Raw genomic sequence first — 19814 nt, 5'->3', positions numbered from 1 at the left:
AATTGTTATTGAAACTGCCGGCGATAATTTTTTAGTGATACTGCTTTGTATTTATTAAATCTTAAATTATAATCTGTTTTAGAAACAGATAAAATTTACCATCCCATGTATGGGGCACCATGACCAACATTGGCAGCTATAAAAAGAAAGCCAAAAACGGTTTTGGGCAAGAACTACACAGGTAATAGGCCAAAAACTACAGCGGTTGCCCACTAAGGAGTCTGCCATAAATCAAAATACAATCGCATGTTACAGAAGCGGCAGGAGTAAGTGGACAAATTTTTAGTAGTAATTCAAAAGTTCCTTCAGGTACTTATGGACCAACTTTTGCTCAATATAATACCAACATAATAGTTGATATTAATTATTTAATCACCGTGCCCATCAAATTCGCAATGCAAAATATGTCCCACACTTTAAATTTAAGTATAAATACTACTTGAAGTAATGTAAGACCTTACTTTTAGTAATGTTTATGATTCTTATTTGTTCACAATTTAAAACCTACAGTAAACACAATGCCTTACAGCGTTATTGACAAAAAGAACGTGACTTGTTACACGCGCAAAACACTAAATATCAAATAGTTAAAAAAATTTGTTAAACCTTACAAGAAATAAGGTTTCACCTTACTGCTATTGGCCCGGTTTAAAATAACTTGCTAGATGAAAATCTTTAAAATTCATCTTAAAATGAAAACTTTTTTGCTGTTCAATTTTCTTATGTTTTTGGCTACATTCAAAATGCAAACACAAGAGTTGCCAGACCTAAGCCCGTTATCGCCCAATGCGGCGTCTATTGCAAAATATGGGGAAATGCCATCAGGGACTTTCACAGGGGTTCCAAATATTGGGATACCACTCTACACAATCGAGTCCTCAGAACTAAAACTCCCTTTATCTTTAAGTTACCATGCAGGTGGTAATAAAGTAACATCTATAGCTTCTTGGGTCGGCTTGGGCTGGTCCTTAAATTCAATTCCATCAATTTCCAGAACTGTTAAAGGTATTGCTGATGAATATGGTATAATTCCAAATAATAACTTTGATCCTCTTGAACAACTGGTTGCAGTTAATTTTAATTCCACAAATGGTTCTACATTTAGACAGAACTTATATCAGACGCCTTATAGCAGAGATGCATCACCAGACGTTTTTTATTACAATTTACCAACCGAAAGCGGTCGTTTTATGTTTAATGAATCGATACGGGAGTTTGTGACCATTCCCCATACAAATACTAAGATTACCTATGAAAGAGATGCGGTAACATTAAAACTGACCTTTAAGCTAACTACCGAAACGGGAGAAGAGTATATTTTTGATGTTAGAGAAAATACCAATATTGTCGGCAGCATTACTACATCTACATGGAAAGCCTCTAAGATACTATCTGCAACCAAAAAAGACAGTATCGTTTTTGAATATGAAGATGAACAATACACAAATTTTGTATTTGGAAAAGGTGTTAGGTACGAAGCATTGGGCGCCTCATTCTTATCACTCTCAAATACAGTAGCACCTGCTTATCCAAGTAATGGTTTTGGGGATTTTGGTCTTCAAGCAGGGTTTTATAATTTCAGCACAAAAAGGTTATCTAAAATTACTTTTGCAAATGGGTCTGTAGAATTTAAAGAAAACCCCATTGCCAGGGAAGACATAGCTACATCCTATAATAATGCATCTTATAACTTACAATATATTAATGTTTATAACAAACACAGTACATGTATAAAAAAATATAAGTTTAATTATAAATATCTAACAGGTGGTGGCGATAATGTTATTGCCAATACACCTTATAGCGATCCTAGTTATACTAAGTGGATGTTACTGGCATCCCTTGAAGAGTTATCACCTGTTTCAACAAAAAAGTTAACCCATTACTTCTCATATGATGAAACCTATATCCCTTCAAGGAGAACAAGTTGTGCCCAAGATTATTGGGGGTATTATAATGGTGCAGAAACTAATGAAAATTTAGTTCCTACAGTGACGGTATTCAACTTCTTAAAGAATAAAGATGAAGTATTTGAAGGTGCGGACAGACAAGTAAATACAAATAAGTGCAAATTTGGAATATTAAAGAGAATAATATACCCTACCGGCGGTTATACAGAATATGATTTTGAAAGCAATATGATTAGCACCGCTATTGAAGAATTACCTTCAGATTTTGTAGCAGACAACCATGGCAATTATCATGTAGGAGGCTTACGCATTAAAGAGATTAGAAACCACAAAAAGGGCATAGCTGCACCCGTAACATATAAGTATAAATACACCACAGATTACAATTCCAATATTTCCTCTGGCGATATTTTTAACCATCGCTTATTTTCATATCATAGTATTTTTACATACTACATGCATGCGAGCGTACCACAATCAGGGTGGAATGCAGTAGTCACTTCCTTTGCTAAAATAACCTCTGAAAGCACCCTACAGGCTATTGATTTTTTTGAAAACATTATTGGATATGGAAATGTAATTGTTGAAACCAATGATGCCGACCAATCTGGTTATACAGAATATAAATTTGACATCACTGGGGCAAATCTTCCTAAATCGTGGTTCAATGTTTCTGTACCACTTCCAATCAATTTTACTACCATGAAAAGAGGTAATTTACTGGAAGAAACTATCTATAAAAAAGAAGTAAGTTCTTTTGTCCCAGTTCAAAAGAGAAAACTGACTTATAACTATCGCACGGAGTTTGGTAATAATACTGATATTATGTGTACTGAATGGAATAAAAATGAATTGCATGAACTTTGGATTGGTCATAACCCAGAATTTCATAGTTACCCAAACAGTTACGGTTATTGGTTTCAATATAACACAGATGAGTACGGTGCTTATAGAATTATACCTTTTTTCAAAACCTTATCCAATGAAACTATTGAAAACTATTATAACGGCGATATTGCCACTACCAGCACGGATTATTTTTATGATAATTTTGCCCATCAGAAGGCCACTAAAACTGAAACCAGGAACAGTAAGGGGCAATTAATTCAAACAACCACTAAATACCCACAAGATATCGCATCTCCAACTAGTGCAGAGCAAAAATTGATAGATCAGAACAGGGTAGGGCTGCCAATAGAGACCACATCCTTTATAGACACGAATTCTAATAATATTATAGAAGAAAGTAATGAGACCGTTTCTAAATTAAAGAATAATTATTTTGAATGGTTTTCTAATATCATAGAATTAAAGGATATAGAATCCCTTAAAGGGACCTCGCCGCCAGAAGAAAGAATTTCTTTTTCAGGTTATGATGGGACTAATGGTAAACCTGTGGAGGTTTCAAAAACAGATGGAGCACGTATAGTTTACATTTGGGGCTACAATGGCCAGTACCCGATAGCTAAAATAGAAAATGCATCCTATTCAGAAGTTTCCGGCCAAGTAAGTAATTTACAAAACTTATCAAATGCCGATAATGACAGAACAGTTGATATTATAAATACAAACGGGAGTATGAACCATCAGGGCAATGAGGGGGCACTTAGGTCGGCCTTAAGGGCCTTAAGGGACTTGCCGGTACTAACAGATGCTCTTGTAACCACCTACACATACGACCCACTAGTAGGGATAACAAGTATAACCGATCCTAAAGGTTATGTTGCCTATTATGAGTACGATGAATTTAACCGTTTAAAACAGGTAAAAGATACCAATGGCAATATCTTATCTGAAAACTCATATAATTATGTTGCCAGGGGACCTGGTATTGAAACCAAATTAAGCACCCCTACGCCAGGAGTTGCTGTTGGTGATAATGTTCAAGTTACTTTGAGCTCTACAGGAGGTTCCGGTAACTTTACATATAAATGGCTGGTATCTAATGAAAATATAAATGACGAGTACACCTCTTTTACGGATGTTTTTAATCTTACCACTACAGGTAATCATTTACCGGGATTCACAGTTACTGTTATAGTTACAGACAATGTAAATGGAGATGTAAGTTCTTCCAGTATTATCCTTGAATGCGTAGATGTTTTAGTAATAGATAGCATTACATACTCTATAGAAAATACTAATACTATTCAGTTTGGTACGTGGGCAACTTATCAAGTAAATACCTCTGGAGGATCCGGGAATTTCAAATATGAATGGGATAAATATGTTGATAACCCTGAGTGGCTACTAGACGTATCTTTAAATGGAAAACCTGAATATAATAATGCGAGCTTGGTAACCGAGCCCCTAGGGGCGCTAGATTGCCCCAATATTTACATGACCTGTATCGTAACAGATTTAACCACGGAAAAAACAGCCTACAGTACTGTAGTTATAAATATTGGGGATTGTCCTTAAATCATATCTAATTTAAATGCCTCCGTTAATTTTCAACTTAAAGATCATAAGACTATGAAATCACACCATATAATGGCACTTATATCAATTGTTTTCACAATCCCTAAAGCCCTGCGTCCGGCCTTAGATACGCTTAAAAACACAGCGGCTTTATTCGGGACTATACTTGCCACCTATACCTGCACTTCCCTGATTGGCACCGCCAACATGGCATATTGCTGTAATAACATCAATTGTTATGAATATGATGACTTTGACCGATTGCACTATATAAAGGGTGCCAGTTGCAATATATTATCACAAAACCAATACAACTATAACCGATAAAAAGATGATTATGAAAAGATTGTTATATACCATAGTGACTGTATTAGTGTCGTCTTTGGCAATGGCACAAACAATTACTGAAAATTATGTTAAAGCTACGGCCTATCAAGTAAAAACACTTGATGGGTTAACAAGTGCGGATACACAAACAGCACTGGCAGATGACGATAGAATAGAAACAGTGCAATACTTTGATGGTTTAGGGCGCCCTATGCAAAGTGTAGCTGTCAGAGGTGGTGGCTTAAGTGAGGACATCATTACCCATATAGACTATGACCCTTTCGGCAGGCAGGACAAAGAGTATCTGCCCTATGCTATAAGTAGCAATGGCGGGCTATATAGAACGGGGGCTCTGGTAGCCACGACTTCTTTTTACAATACCACCAAATACGAGAACACCTTAAACCCCTATTCGGAAAAGCATCTGGAGGCTTCACCGCTGAACAGGGTATTGGAACAAGGGGCCCCAGGCGAGGACTGGGCGGTCAATAAAAACAGTGACAGCGACCATACCATCAAGTTCGGATACCTCACAAATGCAGATAGTGATTATGTAAAATGTTATAGCGTATCCTTCCCGACAGGGGATACAGAAGCCCCCCAATTGGTCGACAATGGAGTGTACCCTGAAAATCAGCTGTATAAAACTGTAACCAAGGACGAGAACTGGCAACCAAACCAACAATACCCTAATGACCATACCACCGAGGGATACAAGGACAAACTAGGGCGTATTATTTTAGAACGTACCTTCAATATCAATAGATGGTACGATACCTATTATGTATACGATGATTTTGGGAACCTTACCTATGTACTACCACCCAAACTATTCACTTACCAACAAATATCCCAACCGTACTTAGGAACAAATCTATTCAATGACTATAGTGGCAATGTTTCATTTTTTGATAATGGGGATGTCTGGAACGAGGTTGCTTTATCTGTAACTGCAAATGGGGAATTAAATTTATATATCTATGCAGAAGATTACCCCCTTGGGACTCCCTTTAAATCTGGAAAGATTGCTGATTCGAACTTACCTCCCGAACTACCTGATATGACCATAGGGAACATTATGGTAGAAGATGTAAACGGTAACTCTGTAGTAGGGGCTACGGCATATATCCAAGGTGGAGACCTGTATTTTACATCAACTAATATTGGTATATATGATGGGTATTCTGGTTATGGGGAGCTGGACACTACTGTGCAGGTTCCACTTTCAAATTATCAATCCGTTTATGTGCCACCTTCCTTAGATTTGAGTGCCTTATTAGATGATTTAGCCTATCAGTACAGGTACGATAACAGGAATAGGCTCGTAGAAAAGAAAATACCGGGTAAGGATTGGGAATATATTGTGTACAATAAACTGGATCAATCCATTATGACCCAAGATGCCAATTTAAGGGTAAATAATGAATGGTTATTTACTAAATATGACGCCTTTGGTAGGGTAGCCTTCACTGGCCTGCACATACACCCAGGTACAGTAAGCAGGGCTACCATGCAGAACTCTGCTAACGATACAAACACCTACACCCAGTTTGTAGAAAGAACTACGTCCCAAACCATAGCGGGAACTACTATTTATTATACCAATACAGCCATACCGCATGGGGTTGCAGAAATATATACCATTAACTATTATGATGACTATGGCTTTGATAAAGATGGATTGACCATACCTTCAACAGGCACGGACGGAAAGCCCGTTGTAAATCATAACAATACAGAACCCTTAAGGACCAAGGGGTTGGCTACAGGAAGCAAAGTAAAGGTTCTAGATACCAATGACTGGATAACAACCATTACTGGTTATGATAACAAGGGGCAGGTAGTCTACTCAGCTAGTAAGAACAATTATTTGGGAACTACCGATATTGTTGAAAATGAACTGAACTTTGTGGGAAAGGTCAAAAAGTCTACTGCAACCCATAGCAAAACAGGCCATTCCACATTGACCATAGAAGATGATTTTGATTATGACCATATGAACCGTTTAATTGCCCAAAAACAAAATATCAATAACCAAGGTGAGGAGCTTATTGCCAAAAACCATTATGATGAGTTGGGGCAACTTATTAAAAAGGATGTAGGCAATACGGAAACCCAGCCATTACAAGAGGTAGACTACGCCTATAACGTCAGGGGCTGGTTAAAAAGTATAAACGACCCTATTAACGCTACCCAAGGTAATGATTTGTTCAGTTTTGGACTGAACTACAACAAGCCAGAATACCCATCAACAAATTCAGTTCTTAACCTCTCTCTTTTCAATGGAAATATAAGCCACACGTACTGGAGGACCAACAATGAAAGTAATGATTTAAAGCATTACACTTACAGGTACGATGCATTAAATAGATTTGTATCGGCATACTATGGCGAGAATAATTCTTTTTCAAGTAAGTACGGTTCGTTTATCTCTAAGTATGACCGCAATGGCAATATATTAAATTTGCTAAGAAACATGCCACATCCTTCAATTTCAAATAGCGGAACTGTAATGGATAATTTGGCCTATACTTATGACGGCAATCAATTGCTTACAGTTAATGAAGGCTACATTAACACTGATACAAATGAAGGTTTTAAGGATGGTAATACCGTGGGAGATGATTACAGGTACGATGCCAATGGGAACATGGTAATGGACCTGAACAAGGGCATTGGAAATACGGTCACAAATGGCGTTGCCTACAACCATTTAAACTTACCAACCAGTGTTTCGATAAACAGTGGTGGAAATGTGGGAACTATTTCTTATATTTACGATGCCACTGGAGTGAAACTGGAGAAGAAGGTAGTTGAAAACGGAAACCCAAACAAGTATACGTTTTATGCTAGCAATTACGTTTATGATAGGATCGGTGACAGCGGTAACGGTTCTTTGAAATTCTTTAACCACCAGGAAGGGTATGTGGATGCTGAAAATGGCTATGAATATGTATACCAGTACAGAGACCACCTTGGAAATATTAGGTTGAGTTATAAGGATAGTGATAATAGTGGAACCATCATAGGTGAAAATAACTATGTAACTGTGTTTAGTGATGGCTTTGAATCTGCCTCTGGTTGGGATGGAACGGGGCACACTTGGGGCTGGGATGTAGATGAGTTTGATAGTAATTTTAAGTTTCAAGGTAATTATGCTGCAAGATTGGATCCACATCCAACAGTTCATCATGAAAACGTCGCTCACAGTAATGAATGGGTGCAAATAAATAATACGGCAACTACAGATTATATTTATTCTTGCTGGGCCTATCTTGAAAATGTATCAGGAAATAATGCTGATTTTTACTTATTTATGAATGAACCAGGAGAAACGGGGTATTATACATTATTAGATTCACAAACAACTTATACCAAAGAGAAATGGGTGTATCTTGAGAAAACAGTAAGTGTACCTTCTAACATCACCCAATTAAATATTAGGATAGATAATGACCATGCCGGAAAAGTTTGGTTTGATGATGTAAAAATTGCTCGTGTAGACCCTACTAATAATTCTGAAATTCTTGAAGAGAACAACTACTACCCCTTTGGACTTAAACATAAAGGGTATAATAACGTTGTAAACTCTACTAACCCTGCGCTTAAGTATAAGTACAATGGAAAAGAGCTCGAAGAAGCTCTTGACTATGATATGTATGAATATGAAGCGAGACACTATGATGCTGCTTTGGGGAGGTTTGTAACTGTTGACCCATTGGCAGAAGATTATTCATTTCAATCACCTTATGCTTATGCAGTTAACAATCCTATATTTTTTATTGATAAATTAGGTATGGGACCCGATTGGATAGATAATGGAGATGGTACTTATACTGCTGAAAAAGGAGATAGTGCATGGACATTATATACTCAACACTTAAAAAAATGGGGATATACAAAAGAGGAAGTAAATGAGATTGTTGTGAACCAACAAGGAGCTAACTTTATTGGAGAAGATGGAGAAGAAAAGTCGAATGTACACCCTGAAGTAACCTCAATAGCTAACCCTAAAGAAGTGGCTATTAAAGAGGAATCTGAAAAACAAGCTATTGGTTTTATTGAAAAAGCAGAAAAGACAATGGAATCAAATTATGAAGAAATAGCAAAACTAGAGCATGAAATAGATTCAATTGAACAGGTAAAAGAAGATAAAGCATTAGTAGAATCTTCTAAAAATGCTGTTCCTGGAGACCCTTCAAGGAATGGCCGAGGATTGAAATCCATAAAGAAAATGTTTTATTATTTTGGTCAACATAAACAGACCAAACGAATTGAGGAAAGAAAAAAATCTATAGAATCTCGAAGGAAAGACAATGAAAGAAAGAGAGAATTCATTGATGGAATGATGGAACATGTTAGGAAATAAATAAAACTTAATCTAAAGAAAATCCCCGATGTTTTAAATCGGGGATTTTTTATGATGAATTTTTTTAAAAACTAATAAAAATGCACTTAAACAGATTAATACCAATCCCCAATAAGTATATCTGAAATTCAATGAGCTTATTAAATCCCAGTAGTCATTTGAGTTAAAGTCTATAATGAACCAAATAAGGTTATATAGTGCATGAAATATAATGGCGTAAATTAATTTGAACCTCATTGCTATATATCCTAAAATCACGCCAAGAATAAATACAGGAATCAATGATGTTAACTCTAAAGGAACATGTATAAGAGTAAACAACAAACTCGAAAGTAATATTTTTGAATTAAATTTAATTTTGTTAAGTGCATTTAAAATATAACCTCTAAACACAATTTCCTCAATAATTGGGGCTAATAATACAACATCTAAGAAGATAAAAATGTTTTCATAAACTGTTTTATTTATTCGTTGGTCTTCGGCAGGAAGATTTGAAATATTTAAAATTTCATCTAATCTAATAATAGGGTCAATACATACCCTAAAAAGTATTGAGCCTAAAATTAACAATAACAAAAAAGAGTAATTTTTGTCATAAGATAAATCCGTTTTATTAACAGTTTTATTTTTTTTGTCAAAATATGCAATGATTATAAGCATTATGATAGAATATATAACATCTGACAAAGCAAAAGAATATGAGGAGTCAGATAAAAAACTATTATAATCTATTGTAAAAAAAAGAATAATTGTTACTAAACGACTTATGATAAAAAAGCTTATAAATATTATAATTGCTTTTTTATAGTTAGCTAAAATCTTTTTCATAATCTTTTAAGAGTAAGCCTTTTTAGCTTTAGCATCACGTAGGAACGCATCAAGTAAAGCGAATAAGTGTTTTTTATCGCCACCAAGTAGAAAATCAATAGTGACACCAAGTTCGTCAGCAATGTTTTTAGCTGTATCGATAGCAGGCTTAATTTCGTTACGTTCGTAACGTCCAATGATTGGAGCAGACGTGCCAATCTTTTTAGCAAGGTCATCTTGCGACCATTTTAATCGCTTCCTAATAGATAGTATTCGTTCTCCAAAAGTCATATAAAAGTATTGTAAGTAACCCTTTTAAGAGGTTTATAGCAAATGTAAGTTACTTATAAGTATTAAACAAATCATATAAATGTTGTTTTATTAGAACCTATTTATTAGTTTTGTTACCAATAGGTACTAAAAAATATTTTTAAAAATGTTTAATACTTCCAATCCGAACAACTACGAATACACCACAAAACATTTAGAAATCCATATCCGCTCTTCGAAGTTTGTAACTTCGAACCAATAAGCAAGAATATAAACAAAAAACGCTACTCGAAATTTTGTTAAAAAAATTGTAGCTGCTCAAGCTGATACACCTTCATCAGGTGCTACAATACAATATCCAACATCTCATATTAGTAGAGCCAAATATTTATACCCTCAATCAGGTCTAATGGTTGCTGAAGGGGTCGGTATTGGTATGCAAGAAATGTCCGCTGATGTGGTAGGTGCAGGTTTGTTAATGCAATATAAAAAAGCCAAGACAATATGGAATTTAGGTAGATTTGAAAGAGGTAGAAGAATAGAGAGAATGTTAGGTGCTAATTTGGATTGGCCAAAGAATTTCGCCGCTCTTCGAAGTTTGTAACCAAGGCTGTAAGGAACTTTTAAAAACAGGTATAAAATGTTAGTTTTACATTCCTATATACTAACCATATATAGCTATGAAAGCCCAAGTTCCTGTACAAGGCATTTTAAACTTTATACCAGAAGAGAAACTTGATTTCTTTGCAGAAGAGACTAAAGTTGATTGGAATTCCAAAAAACTAACAGGTAAGGAATTATTTAATTTATGTATTTACGGAGTCTTAAGTCAAAACAGAGCAAGTTCCAGAGTTTTTGAAAGTTTTTACGATAATTATTTTTTTTGCAAACATGCTGGTATACCAGAAGGTAAACGAGTTAGCCATAGTAGTATTTGTGAGCGTGTAGGTAATATACAAGTCTCTTTTTTTGAAAAATTGTATCGATATACCGTCAAAACTTTTAAAAATAAACTGAGTGAAAAAGATAAGACAACATTGTGTCTATATGATTCTACTATAACCAGCTTGTCATCGTTATTGTTGAATTTTGGGATGTCTAATGGACAAAAGAACAGGAAAGGACAACAAGGGAAACATAGTATTAAATTCACTATTGGTTTTAATGGATTACCATTTGAGGTAAAGTTTCACAAAGAACAAAAAATGATTAGTGAGAATTTAGCTCTTAGTGATATTCTTCAAGACCATGTACCCAATAAGGAAGACATTGCTGTTTTTGATAGAGGAATGCAAGATCGCAGAACGATGAAAACCCTATCAGATACAGGTAAATACTTTGTAACTAGAAATCTATAAGGCATCCAAATATAGTATAGCTGAAGGGAGCTTAGAAACTACTCTAAATTTAGAGAATGACATGATTAAGTTGGTTGCACACCGTAGAGTCCATTTGTACAAAAGTCATTCTAAAAAAGTGGAAATAGAATTTCGTTTGGTAGAAGGAATCCTTAAATCAAATAAAGAAAAAATATTGTTTTTAAGCAATTTGCCCGATGATGTCTTTACACCAGAGCAAATTGCAGGGATTTATAAAAATCGATGGGAAATCGAAAGCTTTTTTAGATTTATAAAACAAGAATTAAATTTTAAGCATTATTTTTCAAGAAAATGGAATGGTATTCAGGTCATGACCTACATCATCTTGATAGCATCAATAATGCTTTTGGCATACATAAAGCTTAATAAATTGAAAGGCTACAAGATTCCCAAAATTAAGTTTTGTAACGAATTACAAAATCAAATTCTTAAAAACATTGTAGTGCATTGTGGTGGTGATCCCAATAAAATGATAGCTTTCAAAACTTAAACCCAAAGTTCCTTACAGCCTTGGTTTGTAACTTCGAACCAATAAGCAAGAATATAAACAAAAAGCCACAATGTAAAAATTGTGGTTTTTTTATGCGTAAGCTTTTTTAGTTTTAGTATCACGAATAAAGGCATCAATGATTTTAATAACAACTCCCTTTTAAATATTGTAAAACCACAAAGGGAAGATTGAAATGCTTTAATGGGAAAGCTATGCTTTATTATATCCTGTAAAAACAATAACGTCAATTAAAATATGAATTTTAAACCCTAAATCTAAAATTTCTAAGCGTATATAGAAAATGAACTTAGACATACGGATTTAAGGTTTGGAAGCTGTTTTTAGCAACACTAAGCAAAACATGAATTTTAAACGCCTTATGTTAAGAGGTAGAACTCTAAATTTTAATTTAACGTTCAAACAATCAACAGACGTTCTCGAACTACAATATATGGACATTATTAATTGAATGTTGATAGGTTAACTTCAAATTTATTGAGCAAAAATATTGAATAGTTGTTTGATTGAGCCAATTGGGATAGATAAAAGTCTATTCACTAAACGATGACGAATACTTGCCTTTATAAAATAATTAAAAGTGTGTTATATTAACAGCTTTTAATCCATTCTTAAAACCAAATAACAAGTATAATATAGGTTTTACTTTATCTCCCAATTTTTTATTTAATATTTTGAATGCTCTAGTTATATGACCTTCAATAGTTTTAACTGAAATATTTAAATACTCAGAAATCTCAATATGTGTTAGCCCTTCTTTCTTATTCAAAAGAAAAACTTCTTTACACTTAGATGGTAGATTATTGATTTCCTTATTTACGATTTGCATCAATGTATCAATATCTAAATGTTCATTGTCAATAACCAGATCAATCGCTTCAATGTATTTCTTTTCTAGATAAATAACTTTAGCATTCTTTTTAAACTGTGCTATAAATTCGTTATAAACAGATTTATATAGGTAATTTCGAATAGACGTATTATAATTTATCTTTTTTCTATTTGTCCAGATAGTAACCATAACATTTTGAACAATATCTTCAGCTTTTTCTCTATCGTTCGTTAACGAACGTGCATAAGAACATAGCTTAGTATAAAAGCTATCCATTAAAAAATCATAAGCTTTTTCATCACCAGATTTTAGCTTTTCGGATAGAAATTTATGGTTTTTAAAATTCAAAATTTAAGAGAGATATTTTATCAAATTTATCAATATATTGTTAAATATGAGTAAAAAGTTCAAAAAAAGAGAGGGGTATTACTTTTTTTTCTCTCTACTATATAAGTTAGTATGCCAAAATGGGACAAAAAAAGATTAAGTTAATAATAGTTAAATTTCTAAATAAGGAGGCAAGTCAAGATGAATTAATGACGCTTGACTTATGGTTGAGAAATAAAAAAAACCAAGTTCTTTTTAATGAGTTTGTGAAAACGGAATACTTAATTTCTTCAAGTATGGATGAGTTTGATATTGAAAAAGCAAAACAATCAGTTAAGAAAAAACTAAAAACTAACGCACGCAAACGATGGATTGTCCATTTTAGCAAATATGCGGCAGCAATTATTATAGCTGCATTAATTTCTATTCCTTTTTTTACAAAAAAACCTACTTCAAAAGTAGTTAAAGATGAAATTGTTGTTTTGGAAGACATCATTAAAACTGGATCAAATAAAGCCATACTTACTCTAAATAATGGTAAAGAGATTGAATTAAAGAAAGAAGAAACATACATCTCTGGCTATATCAAAAGTGATGGTGAAAATTTGATATATAATAATACTGATGACAATACAGAAATAGCTTATAATTATTTAACTATACCTAGAGGCGGACAATACAGTGTTATACTCTCAGATGGCACTAAAATTTGGTTAAACTCAGATTCAAAACTAAAATACCCCGCCAACTTTATCGAGGGGGAAACTAGAATCGTTGAGCTGGTATATGGCGAAGCCTATTTAGAGGTGTCCCCTAGTTCTAAACATGATGGGTCAAAATTTATAGTACATTCTAAATCTCAAGCTGTAGAGGTTTTAGGCACTAAGTTTAATATTAAAGTTTACCTTGAAGAAGATACAATCTATACATCTTTAGCAGAAGGCAGTATTGCTGTAGCTTACGAAAATAGCACTAAAATATTAAGTCCTAACTACCAATCTATTATAAATATAAATACTAAGAATTTCGAGGTAAAATCAGTAAATATATCTGAAGTTATTGCATGGAAAAATGGAGTTTTTAGTTTTAAAAATATGCCTCTTAAAGATATGATGACTGTTCTAAACAGGTGGTATAATACATCTGTAATATTTAAAAACCCAGAAACAGAAAAGATTGAATTTAATGGTGTTTTGGGTAAAGATCAAGATATAGAAGACATTCTTTCAATAATAACTAACTCTAATACGATACAATATGACATAGAAAATACAACAATTATATTCAAATAAAGAAAGGAAAACAAGGTTCGAAATTCTCACACTACAAACCAATGTTTCCCTCTAACGCATTAATTAATTATGAATCAACTAACACCTAACAAATTTATGAAAATAAAATTTAAACTATTTCTTTTCTTTAAGAGAAAAGAGGTCTTAGCTTTTATTATGAAAACATTTCTTCTCCTGTTCTGTACAACAGTATTTAGCCTCTCACCAGGGGGTATGTTTTCCCAGGATGTAAAAATTTCTATCGATAGTGACAAAACGCTTACTGTAGATGAAATTTTCGAACTTATTAAGTCGCAAACCAACTATCGTTTTGCTTATAAATCTAGTACTTTTTTAAATGCACCTAAGGTACATTTAAAAAAAGGACTAATTAATGCTCATGATTTACTACTAAAAAGTCTATCGTTTAGCAACCTTTATTATGAGTTAGCACCAAACAGAACTATAGTTTTGAAAGAGAAAAATGCCAAAATACAAGAGCAAAGTATTAAAGGCATTGTAACAGACAGTAATGCACTCCCTCTTAGTGGCGTAACCGTTTCAATTGAAGACACAAATAAAGGTACGCTTACCGATTTTGATGGTGGCTACAGAATAGTAGTAAACGCAGGGCAAACTTTAATTTTTTCTTATCTGGGCAAGAAAGATGTAAAAATAATTATTGAGGAAGAAACTACTATAAATGTAACGCTAGAAGATAGTAACGAAAGCTTAGAAGAAGTGGTTGTAACCGCTCTAGGTATTAAAAAAAATAAGAAAGCCGCAGGTTATTCTGTAAGCTCTTTAAAGTCAGAGTCGGTTGAAGACAGAGCAGAAGGTGATTTTACAAGAATCCTAACAGGAAAAGTTTCTGGACTAAATGTTACAAGTAGTTCTGGTCTTTCTGGATCGGGAACAAACGTCGTTATTAGAGGATTATCATCGTTTACTGGAGACAATCAAGCTCTTTATATTGTAGATGGTGTCCCTTACAACAACGATCAAAACCAAGATTTGTTCGGCAGAGGTTATTTAAATAGTAACGAAACTACAAACAGGGCTTTTGATATTGACCCAAATAACATTGAAAAAATTGAAGTTTTAAAAGGGTTGGCCGCTTCTACGCTCTATGGTTCCAGAGGCGCTAATGGTGTTATTCTTATTACTACTAAAACAAGTACTCAAGATAAAGCAAACAAGTCTACAGTTACCGTAAGTCAATCGAGTTTTATCAATGCTATGGCAAACATACCAGACTACCAAAATCAATATGGGCAAGGTAACAACGGCGTGTTTAATCCCAACAGTTCATTATCATGGGGGCCAAGTTTTGAAAAAGATGGCCCTCTTGGTTGGGGATTAGATCCTAATATTGACGAAAATGGAACCTATTTACATCCGCTTTCAGGTAATCCCCGTTTCCCCCAATTCCAAGATGCACGATTACCTTATCAAGCTGTTGGAAATAAAAACATTAAAAACTTTTTTAGACCAGGCTATACAAGTATAACTAGCGTTAATTTTAGAGGTACCTCATCTGATGCCAATACCAATTACAATGCAAGTTTTTCATATTTAGATGAAGAATCATTTCTTCCCACAAACGGTGTTACAAGATTAAATATGAATGTTGGTGGGTCTACAAAAATTTTAGAAAGGCTTAAAGTTACAGCTAGTGTTAACTTTACAATAACCGATCAAAGTTCTCCAAACTTTTCTTTTGACAATAATGGATTTAGGTTTAGTAATCCCATTTCGAATACACTATCACTACCTAGAAGTTATGACTTATTTGCACAACCTTTTGTTGATCCTACAGATAATAGTTCTACATTTTTCTTAAATTCTGCAAGAAATCCAAGATGGACCTTAGCCAACTCATTTAATGAGCAGAAAACAAACCGACACAATTGGCGCTTTCAATTAGATTATAGTTTAAATGATAACTTATCTCTAGCATGGAGAACTGGTCGTGATTTTTATAGCACCGAACAAGAAGAAATGGTTAACAGAGAAGGCCCCGTTTCTAGATTTGATGGTTTCTTAAGAATTGGAAATATTGAAGGTAGCATTTGGGATCATTTAGTAACCTTAAATGGAAATTATAAATTAAGTGAAACTATAGGGTTGGATTTTACACTAGGTGGGAATGCCAGACGAGATGAGTTTAAGAGTACGACCTTTAGAACCCAAGGACAACTACTATTAAATAACTTTTTGATTACTAATTTTGACCGCATTCAAGGAAGCTCAGCTGTCTTTGATGCATCAAGCTTTGTAACGCTTAGAAATACTGTTCAAAACCAAGTTGGTGTTTTTGGAGACATGACACTTTCCTATAAAGATTATTTATTCATAAATGGGTCAATACGTTCAGACTGGGTCTCAAACTTAATATCAGGGTTTAATAATGCAACCTACCCTGGTGTGAGTGTGTCTTTTATAACTACAGAAGCATTTGACGGTTTAAAAACAGATAATGGTTTAAACTATTTAAAAATTAGAGGAGGCTATGGAGAATCTACAAGGTTCCCTTTAGGTTACCCAACAGATGAAAGTGTTATACCAGGTTCAACTGGGGGCATACCAATTCAAAATATATCTGGTCCAAAAGATGTGTCTTTTGAACCTGAAATTATTAAGGAAATAGAAATTGGTTTAGAAACACGTTTTTTTAACAATAGAGGAACTCTAGATGTATCGCTATGGAAAAGACGTATCGAGGGCATTCAAAGTAATGATGATGCTATTGCTCCTTCTTCTGGTGCCGAAAGCTTTTTTACGAATTTAGGACTGGCTGAATCTAAAGGTATAGAATTAGATTTAGGATTTGACATTCTAAAATCTAAACATTTCAACTGGAATTCAAGAATAAACTTTACAAGCCATGAAGAAATTCTTATTAGAAGAGATGACGAACAAGAAGATTTCGGAAGGTCTGTTTTTAGATTTGGAGATTTAACAAGTGTAGCTACCAATGCTGCAATTCCCAACGAATCACTTGGCGCAATAGTAGGAACAAAAGTATTGCGTAACGATGATGGCATTCCTATTGTAGATGGAAATGGTAATTACATAAGATTTGTAGATGAAGATGGCAACAGCAGGTTTGTACTGGGGGATGCCATACCTGATTATCGCATGAATTTTATAAATACCTTTAAATATAAAAACTGGAATCTAAATCTTCTTGTACAACATGTAAAAGGAGGTGATATTTATACTCCTGTCCCTGCATCTTTACTGGGTCGAGGTCTAATTAAGGACAATCTATCTGCACATGGAAACACGCTGGTTATTGATGGTATTACTCAATCAGGAGAACCAAATACTGTACCTATTAGCCCTGTTTCTTATTACTTACTTAACCGAGGTAGAGATTATACAGAATTTAACATTTATGATGCTTCAGTAATAAGGCTACAGGAACTTTCAATCTCTTATAATTTCCCTAAGTCTTTTCTTAAGAAAACACCTTTTTCAGGTATTAACATTAAAGCACAAGGCAATAACCTTTGGCATAGTGCTTATAACATACCTAAAGGCACCAATTTTGATCCTAACACATCTGGACCTGGAAATGGCAACAATCGTGGCTTGGATTATTCTAGCAACGCATCAGCAAGAAGATATGGTATAACGCTTAGAGCAACATTCTAAAAATAAAATTATTATGAAAAAAATAATCAAATATATAGGTATAACCTTCATCATAATGTATACTGCTGTATCATGTGAAACATTAGACTTGGACTTAACCCAAGACCCTAATCTTATACGAGTAGAAAATGCCGATCCAGAATTTCTCTTAAATGCATTACAACTGGATTATCACGATTTCATTAGCAATTCTGAATTCATCATATCAAGGCTTACCAGAATAAGTCCTATGGGTATGAGTTCTCAGGAAGATGGAAGCTATAACGCCTATCTTTTGAACTATGAACGTACTACAGCAAAAGGAGGTAACATACTATCAGAAACTTGGAAGGTTTTTTATGTTAATATGCTCCGTGACATTGAATTGCTAAAAGAGCAAGCAAGAGCTGATACATCTGGAACTTACAATTTCAATTTAGCTGTTGCCAATATTATAGAGGCACATTGCGCTTCACTTTTGGTAGACTTTTATGGAGACATACCATACTCTGAAGGCGGTAATTTCCTGAACATTCGTAATCCTAAATTAGATAAAGGTGAAGACGTATATGAAGCATGCTTTAATTTATTAAATGAAGCTATTGCAATATTAGGTGCTGACCCAGCTCCAATAAATACTAAGCTCACCGATTTATTCTATGATGGAGATGCAACTAAATGGTTAAAATTTGCTAATTCGCTTAAATTAAGAATGTACAAAAACACAGGTAATACTAGTGCTTTTAATGCCATCATCAGTAGTGGTAATTTTATCTCAGAAAGTAGTGATAATATGGAGTTTTCTTATGGAGCCTATAGAAATGCAAAATCAAATAGATATCGTTTCGACTACCCAAATACCGACAATGATCCTGTTAGCAAATCAAACTGGTTAATGAATACTATGCAAACCAAAAACGATCCTAGGATACGTTATTATTTTTACAGACAAACAGGAGAAACCCCCGGAATAGATATTCCAGCTAATACAGTTTTATTACCCTGTAGTGATGAAACCCCTCCTGGGCATTATAGCGGTTTTGCATATTGTGCAGTCGAAAACGGCTATATTGGCAGATCGCATGGGAGTACTCTGGAACCTGCTGATTTAATAACAGATAGACCTGGTAATTCAATAGCTACTCTGTATGGGGTTTATCCTTTTGGCGGACTATTTGATAATGATAGATTCCAAGAAGCTTCTAATGTTAATTTTCCAATGATTGTTGAAGATACTGGTAATGGTGTATTACCAATATTGAAAGCCTCTGATATCGATTTTTGGAGAGGTCAAATGGCTTCTAGTTCATCTGAAAAAATGAATTTCTTGAGAAGTGCCATGGAAAAACATATTGCAAAAGTAACGACATTCATTAGTCAAGATACTTCAGTTGATCCTATGACTGAAACAACTATACCTAGTACTACTGATATAGAAAACTACATTACCGATATCACAAATTCTTTCGCATCTGCTTCTGGAGATGCAAAAGAAGACATCTTCGCAGAGCAGTATTTTATTTCCCTGTATGGCAATGGTATAGAAGCTTATAATTATTACCGTAAAACAGGATACCCAACAACATTGTCACCAACCTGGAGCACTAGCCCAGGCACTTTCCCAAGGTCTTTAGCATATCCAGAAACAGAGCTAAATAACACAAACATCCCTAATGGTAATAAACCTACTAGCGATCAAGTGTTTTGGGATACAAATCCGGCATCACCTACATTCCCAATAGCTAACTAAAATT

11 protein-coding genes are annotated in these 19814 nt (G+C 34.3%); 8 read left to right on the top strand and 3 right to left on the bottom strand.

The window, feature by feature from the left end; genetic code table 11:
- Positions 1 to 692 precede the first annotated feature (692 nt).
- Complete coding sequence (locus tag Q4Q39_RS06580; RefSeq protein ID WP_303281619.1) at positions 693 to 4331, top strand: hypothetical protein; 3639 nt, start codon at positions 693 to 695, stop codon at positions 4329 to 4331.
- A 337-nt stretch (positions 4332 to 4668) separates the two neighbouring features.
- Entirely contained in the window at positions 4669 to 9027 is a 4359-nt protein-coding gene (locus tag Q4Q39_RS06575) for a DUF6443 domain-containing protein (RefSeq protein WP_303281618.1), read from the top strand.
- A gap of 33 nt (positions 9028 to 9060) precedes the next feature.
- On the opposite strand, the gene Q4Q39_RS06570 is transcribed toward Q4Q39_RS06575, so the two are convergent.
- A complete protein-coding gene (locus tag Q4Q39_RS06570) occupies positions 9061 to 9855 on the bottom strand; it encodes a CPBP family intramembrane glutamic endopeptidase (protein ID WP_303281617.1) in 795 nt (264 codons plus the stop codon).
- A 6-nt stretch (positions 9856 to 9861) separates the two neighbouring features.
- Complete coding sequence (locus Q4Q39_RS06565) at positions 9862 to 10125, bottom strand: helix-turn-helix domain-containing protein (RefSeq protein ID WP_303281616.1); 264 nt, start codon at positions 10123 to 10125, stop codon at positions 9862 to 9864.
- 388 nt (positions 10126 to 10513) lie between these two features.
- Between Q4Q39_RS06565 and Q4Q39_RS06560 the strand changes: the two genes are divergently transcribed.
- The 3 genes from Q4Q39_RS06560 (at position 10514) to Q4Q39_RS06550 (ending at position 11973) form a co-directional block, all read left to right on the top strand.
- The gene (locus Q4Q39_RS06560; RefSeq protein WP_303281615.1) at positions 10514 to 10708 is read left to right on the top strand and encodes a hypothetical protein; all 195 of its coding nucleotides are present in this window, start codon (positions 10514 to 10516) and stop codon (positions 10706 to 10708) included.
- 76 nt (positions 10709 to 10784) lie between these two features.
- The gene (locus tag Q4Q39_RS06555) at positions 10785 to 11462 is read left to right on the top strand and encodes a hypothetical protein (RefSeq protein ID WP_303281614.1); all 678 of its coding nucleotides are present in this window, start codon (positions 10785 to 10787) and stop codon (positions 11460 to 11462) included.
- 61 nt (positions 11463 to 11523) lie between these two features.
- On the top strand, positions 11524 to 11973 hold the full coding sequence (locus Q4Q39_RS06550) for a transposase (RefSeq protein WP_303281612.1): 450 nt from the start codon (positions 11524 to 11526) through the stop codon (positions 11971 to 11973).
- A 592-nt stretch (positions 11974 to 12565) separates the two neighbouring features.
- Here Q4Q39_RS06550 and Q4Q39_RS06545 read toward each other — a convergent pair.
- A complete protein-coding gene (locus Q4Q39_RS06545) occupies positions 12566 to 13171 on the bottom strand; it encodes an RNA polymerase sigma factor (RefSeq protein WP_303281611.1) in 606 nt (201 codons plus the stop codon).
- 119 nt (positions 13172 to 13290) lie between these two features.
- Here Q4Q39_RS06545 and Q4Q39_RS06540 point away from each other — a divergent pair, with 119 nt between their 5' ends.
- The 3 genes from Q4Q39_RS06540 (at position 13291) to Q4Q39_RS06530 (ending at position 19810) form a co-directional block, all read left to right on the top strand.
- Positions 13291 to 14442, top strand: a complete 1152-nt coding sequence (locus Q4Q39_RS06540; RefSeq protein WP_303281610.1) for a FecR family protein — start codon at positions 13291 to 13293, stop codon at positions 14440 to 14442.
- A 156-nt stretch (positions 14443 to 14598) separates the two neighbouring features.
- Complete coding sequence (locus Q4Q39_RS06535; protein WP_303281609.1) at positions 14599 to 18081, top strand: SusC/RagA family TonB-linked outer membrane protein; 3483 nt, start codon at positions 14599 to 14601, stop codon at positions 18079 to 18081.
- Between the two features lie 13 nt (positions 18082 to 18094).
- Positions 18095 to 19810, top strand: coding sequence for a SusD/RagB family nutrient-binding outer membrane lipoprotein (locus Q4Q39_RS06530; RefSeq protein WP_303281608.1), 1716 nt, complete (start codon positions 18095 to 18097; stop codon positions 19808 to 19810).
- Positions 19811 to 19814 lie beyond the last annotated feature (4 nt).

Origin of the sequence: Flavivirga amylovorans (assembly GCF_030540875.1) — a bacterium.
Taxonomy (GTDB): Bacteria; Bacteroidota; Bacteroidia; order Flavobacteriales; family Flavobacteriaceae; genus Flavivirga; species Flavivirga amylovorans.
Note: the sequence above shows the minus strand (reverse complement) of the source record. Positions and strands in the feature narration are given on the sequence as shown.

Bases quoted from the DNA above. Each gene is read 5' to 3' on its own strand.
- Q4Q39_RS06580 (WP_303281619.1), top strand. From the start codon at position 693: ATGAAAACTTTTTTGCTGTTCAATTTTCTTATGTTTTTGGCTACATTC.
- Q4Q39_RS06575 (WP_303281618.1), top strand. From the start codon at position 4,669: ATGAAAAGATTGTTATATACCATAGTGACTGTATTAGTGTCGTCTTTG.
- Q4Q39_RS06570 (WP_303281617.1), bottom strand. From the start codon at position 9,855: ATGAAAAAGATTTTAGCTAACTATAAAAAAGCAATTATAATATTTATA.
- Q4Q39_RS06565 (WP_303281616.1), bottom strand. From the start codon at position 10,125: ATGACTTTTGGAGAACGAATACTATCTATTAGGAAGCGATTAAAATGG.
- Q4Q39_RS06560 (WP_303281615.1), top strand. From the start codon at position 10,514: ATGGTTGCTGAAGGGGTCGGTATTGGTATGCAAGAAATGTCCGCTGAT.
- Q4Q39_RS06555 (WP_303281614.1), top strand. From the start codon at position 10,785: ATGAAAGCCCAAGTTCCTGTACAAGGCATTTTAAACTTTATACCAGAA.
- Q4Q39_RS06550 (WP_303281612.1), top strand. From the start codon at position 11,524: ATGATTAAGTTGGTTGCACACCGTAGAGTCCATTTGTACAAAAGTCAT.
- Q4Q39_RS06540 (WP_303281610.1), top strand. From the start codon at position 13,291: ATGGGACAAAAAAAGATTAAGTTAATAATAGTTAAATTTCTAAATAAG.
- Q4Q39_RS06535 (WP_303281609.1), top strand. From the start codon at position 14,599: ATGAAAACATTTCTTCTCCTGTTCTGTACAACAGTATTTAGCCTCTCA.
- Q4Q39_RS06530 (WP_303281608.1), top strand. From the start codon at position 18,095: ATGAAAAAAATAATCAAATATATAGGTATAACCTTCATCATAATGTAT.